The organism is Paraburkholderia lebeckiae (assembly GCF_014201005.1).
Classification (GTDB): domain Bacteria; phylum Pseudomonadota; class Gammaproteobacteria; order Burkholderiales; family Burkholderiaceae; genus Paraburkholderia; species Paraburkholderia tuberum.
Window position 1 is genome coordinate 1 of sequence record NZ_JACHDK010000058.1, and the last position, 4371, is coordinate 4371.

At 62.3% G+C, this 4371-nt stretch carries 7 protein-coding genes and 1 pseudogene; all 8 read right to left on the bottom strand.

Annotation, left to right across the window (positions count from 1 at the left end):
- Positions 1-161 precede the first annotated feature (161 nt).
- On the bottom strand, positions 162-533 hold the full coding sequence (locus HDG39_RS34260) for a Gp49 family protein (RefSeq protein WP_184012675.1): 372 nt from the start codon (positions 531-533) through the stop codon (positions 162-164).
- An 83-nt stretch (positions 534-616) separates the two neighbouring features.
- On the bottom strand, positions 617-1105 hold the full coding sequence (locus HDG39_RS34265; RefSeq protein ID WP_184012677.1) for a DUF2829 domain-containing protein: 489 nt from the start codon (positions 1103-1105) through the stop codon (positions 617-619).
- A 142-nt stretch (positions 1106-1247) separates the two neighbouring features.
- Positions 1248-1472: a DUF2158 domain-containing protein gene (locus HDG39_RS34270; protein WP_184012679.1), complete on the bottom strand. Its 225-nt coding sequence runs from the start codon at positions 1470-1472 to the stop codon at positions 1248-1250.
- The gene (locus HDG39_RS34275) at positions 1462-1662 is read right to left on the bottom strand and encodes a hypothetical protein (RefSeq protein ID WP_184012681.1); all 201 of its coding nucleotides are present in this window, start codon (positions 1660-1662) and stop codon (positions 1462-1464) included. The genes HDG39_RS34270 and HDG39_RS34275 overlap by 11 nt, the downstream gene beginning before the upstream one ends.
- Positions 1663-1804: 142 nt before the next feature.
- Positions 1805-2389: a hypothetical protein gene (locus HDG39_RS34280; RefSeq protein ID WP_184012683.1), complete on the bottom strand. Its 585-nt coding sequence runs from the start codon at positions 2387-2389 to the stop codon at positions 1805-1807.
- A 21-nt stretch (positions 2390-2410) separates the two neighbouring features.
- The gene (locus HDG39_RS34285) at positions 2411-2884 is read right to left on the bottom strand and encodes a putative endonuclease domain-containing protein (RefSeq protein WP_260328456.1); all 474 of its coding nucleotides are present in this window, start codon (positions 2882-2884) and stop codon (positions 2411-2413) included.
- Positions 2881-3387: a hypothetical protein gene (locus HDG39_RS34290; RefSeq protein ID WP_184012685.1), complete on the bottom strand. Its 507-nt coding sequence runs from the start codon at positions 3385-3387 to the stop codon at positions 2881-2883. Before HDG39_RS34290 ends, HDG39_RS34285 begins: the two co-directional genes overlap by 4 nt.
- A pseudogene (locus tag HDG39_RS34295) lies at positions 3384-4371 on the bottom strand (hypothetical protein); the annotation flags it as partial. The gene HDG39_RS34290 and the pseudogene HDG39_RS34295, both read right to left, overlap by 4 nt.

Sequence of the window (4371 nt, forward strand, 5' to 3'; positions counted from 1 at the left end):
ATCGTCGCGGTCACACGGATTCAGCTTCATCACCGCTTCCTCGGCGGCGGTGGCGGCGGCGGAAGCCGCTTCTTGCAGGGACAGCCCATAACTTTTTTCTCCTGAATCTCAGACTGCGTGGGCCGAGCGAGCGGCCGGGAACGCCTTGCATGCTCGGAGGGTTAGGTGGCGTCGTGCAGGCGCTGCTTCAGCAGATAGCCCTCAAGTGGCCAAATCTTCTGCACAGCATTCTGGCGCGCGATCTTGCGGCCGATCTCAGCGTCGAAGTTCTCGGGCGATGCGCACGCGCTTTCGCCGGTCACGGTGAAGCCGTTGCGCAGCACGAGCACGCAAAAGGCGAGCAGCGAAAGGGCTTCCGCAGACTTCACCCTTTGCTCGTCGCTGATTCCTTCCCACGAGCCTTCGCGATTGAAGGCGTTCAGGCCGGTGAAGTAGTGCTCGCTGGCGATATTGGCCTCGATGTCTGCCGGCGTCACGCGGGGCGCGGTCTTGCCCTTCGCCTGAATCTCCTGCTCGATCTGCTCGTTGTTCATATCCGTTCTCTCCGATTGATTTGAGGCGCCCGGGGTCTTACGCGCAACGTCCGCTGCCCCGAGGCTTACAGCCGCGCCGTGGGTTATTCGATGATTTGCCAGTCGTCGGCGAGGCAATCGGTCACGCTCGGCACCCAAGTGCTCACCGTGTCGCTGACTGTCTTGAGCGCGAAGTAGGCGTTGTACGGCACCATCGCACCGTCACCGAAGAAGGCCTTCGCCGCACCGGTCTGGGCCGGATACGAGGCCGGCGGCACGAGGTAGACGAACTGCCCGGCGCCATTCCAGCCGGCGCGCGCGACGCGCTCGCCCTTCTTCATCGCCTCGATCGCAAGCCCGAATGACAGCCCGTCAGTCGGCCGGTACGCCGCGTCCGCCTGCGCCTTCGGCGACCACGACACATAGCCGTCGTACTGCGGCGTGTTCGGTTTGCCACCGTCGAGGTATTCGACCAGGTAACCTTCGTCCTCGCCGTTCTCGTCGGCGGGCAGCGCCCAACCGCGAAAATCGTTGTACTGCTGGCGGGTCATGGGTTCCATGTGAACCAGCTTCGTACCGATGTAGGTCTTCATTGGTGCTGTTGCTCCGGTGATTGCCCAAGAAAAAGCCCGCGCTGGCAAGAAGCCAGTCGCGGGCAAGGACGGGAAATGAAAACGCCCAGCGGCGTTAGCCGACTGGGCGTCTGGGTGAAGCCGCGCGAACGCAGCTAAAAGGTCAGAAAAACTCTACGCTGCCGCGCGGCACGCTTACAGGTTCAATGGAGCTGGGAAGCAGCAGCGCACGCTCTAATTTATTCGCCCCGGTACCATCGAACCAGCAGCAATCAAGCATGGGTCCCGCTTCGGTTTCAGTCACTGTCTCGACCGTCATCAGCGGACCGCCAGACTTCAGCCGAACCGTCTTTCCGACGAACTTCTCACGTAGCGCTTCAGTCCGCATCTTTGCCTCCCGAATTTTTTGCGACGCGACTCGCCATGATGCCGGCGGCGAGCGTGGCAGCCATCGACTCGCAATCCTCGACCCGCCGAGGAGCACTCGACCATGTTTTGAGTTCCTGTGCCAATACGCCCCAAAGAAACAGGGCTTCAGCGGCCAACGCCTTCAGTTCTGCGCGTTCTTTAGTTTTCACTTCGCCTCCCTAACCGTTATTGGAAGGCCAGTTTAAAGGAGGTCGCGCAAACCCTATCGCAAAAAAGCCCGCTCATCGGCGGGCTTTGGACGCAGCTATGGCGCTGCAATAGTGGCTATTTTCGTTGCGGAAATACGAAAGGTCAAGCAGCTTGCACTTCGCCTACGATTCCCGCCGCACGCAGCAGCTCGTCGGCGCGTACGAGCGCCCTGTCCATTTCGCCGGCGTGCGCGCGAGTTCCAACGAGCGCGGTCCGTATCACGCCGGCATGCTTCGCGACGGTCTGCGCGTGGACGCCGTACTGCTTGCCGAGCGCGGCATACTCGGACCGCTCGCCCGTCAGCGTGTCCTTAACAAGCTGTCGGTGCAGCCGCACATTGCGCACGCAGCCCGGAAGCAGCACGGCGACGTGATGCTCGGCGATCCAGTCGACCACTCGCTGCCACGCCTTGTTCGGGCGCTGTCGCGAACAGCATTCCGCTCCGCACGAACAGGGAAAGCTCGTCGGCGCGTATCGCACGAACAGCACGGCCTGTTGCACCAGCGGAATCTTCTCAATCTCGGACAGCACGAACCCGGCCTGGCCTGCGCCGTCGATGCCGCTCAGTCCGCGACCAGACCCCGGCGGCCCGTACATGCGCGCCATCAGCGATTTGCCGTACTGCTGCGAATTGAACGAATACGCGTAGCGCAGCGCATGCACCGCATCATTAAAGACCGCTTCCATGTTGCTCACTCCCGTAAATCCTCACCGATGCCGCGTCAGCAGCTCGCGCGCCGCAGCGATCGCCGAACCGTCGCGGACCATCTTTCCCGTCACGCGCACCACGCACCAGCCGGCGAGCGTCGCGGCCAGATACTTGCGCGCGTCCTGCTCGAACCCGGCGCCACGTGTGTGTCGGCCGCCGGAATGAATCCCGCCCTCCACTTCGATCGCGACGCGGCGCTCAGGCCAGCAGAAGTCGAAACGCCACTTGCGCTGCAGGTCGAACTGATATTCGCGCGCCGGCGCCGGGAGCTTGTCGGCGCGCACGTGCAGTGCGAACAGTTCTTCGATCGGGCTCGGCGCGGCCGGCGCTTTCGTAATTCGCTTATTCGGCATGCCGACCATCTGTCGAATCGCCTGCTCAAGTGGTGCGGGCTTGGATGACGCCAGCACGCGCGCCGCGTTCGAGATCTCTTTGCGAATGCGCGTGGCGCTCGAGCGGCGCGTCGTGCTCATCCCTCACCTCGCGGCGCTGGCTGTTGAGACAGGGCGTCCCGCGCTTTCTCGTGCGCTGCTTCGAAGCGCTCAACATCAAACGTGACGAGCGCACCGTCGACTCGATCCCACGTAGACCCGTACATGTTCGACAGCTCTTGCAGAGCCTCGCGAAGAATCGCCGCATCCCTGATCTGCGCTCCATCCTGGGGTGGGGTGGCGACGCCTGGAGTTTTGGCCGCGATGCTCAGCGCCTCATCGACCTTTGCTTGCGAGACATGGCCTGCGGCCACAAGGGCGCGAAGTGCGAACGTCTCCACCGCCTGCACAGTCGCCTGAGCGCTTGCAGCGGCGTGGCCGGCGTCGAACGCTGCACGCATCAGGTCCATCACCATCGTCTTCTGATAATTCGGGCGTCCGGCGCCAGGGGTAAGAGGATAGGTGCGGTCAAACCACGCTTCGAATTCGAAGCTCTGTTGTTCGTCGCTCATCGCTTGCGCGCTTTGGGATGGGGTTGTGGTCATTTCGGTTCCTTGATGCGGGCGGCGTCGATGGCATCAGAGACAGTCGCACTCGGACCAAGATACGTCCTGTCGTAGAAATCTCCATACTCAACGTGTTCAGGATGCGCCAAAAGCCATCGATAACGTTCTGCGTCCGCTTTCAACGCCTCGTCTGCTTGCTCGCTGGCGCGCGGTAGGGGAGAGAACCCCGGAATTTGCTTCCACGACTCGCGACCGCGTTGCCGCTCCTCGTCAGCGAAGCAACCGTTATGGCAGCAGATGCCTTGTCCGGTCGTCACACCCTTGTCGCACCCGTCGCAGCGCGGATCCAGCTTCACCACTTTGAAACCCTCGGGGATAGCAAACTGCGCTATCGGGGCTCGGGGAGCGGCGGATTGCTCGGCGAGAAGCGATTGCAATGCAGCGACGTGGTGTGTGTACTCGAAACTCGTCGCCGGCCCGATAGCCCACTCGATCGCTTCTCGCTGCGAATCCGTTAGCGCCCCTGCTTGCGGTGCTGCCGCGCGTAGCGGTGACTCTTCGAGGCCATGGCGGCGCAAGTAGTCCATTGCCATATCGGCCATGTTGTTGTCTGGCCGGGCTTTGCGGACATGGCGGACTAGTTTGCGCACAAGCATCGCTAAATCGTCCACCGTCGCCGTGGCAGTGGATGCGGCGCGGGCTTGGCCGATTGCATCAAGGCATGCGTTCCAGCCAATGCGGAACTCGATAGACTTTTCGTAGCGTTCGCCAGAATCGCGGAAGTATTCGTGCGCGCACGCAACCAGATCTCCACCGGAAAGGATCGAGTCGAGCGCGGCAGATGCCCGCTTGGCGTCTTGCAGTAGGTCGCCTGAGTCTAGCCCGGTATCGATCTTATTGACCAACTCGGCCAGAGCGCGTTCGAACGCGTCGCTCACAGTCGCGGCAGGTTCAGGCGCGGCCGGCGGCATTGACCGCCGCATCCAGTCCATTGCATCACGCACCGCGACCTGGATTCTCGAC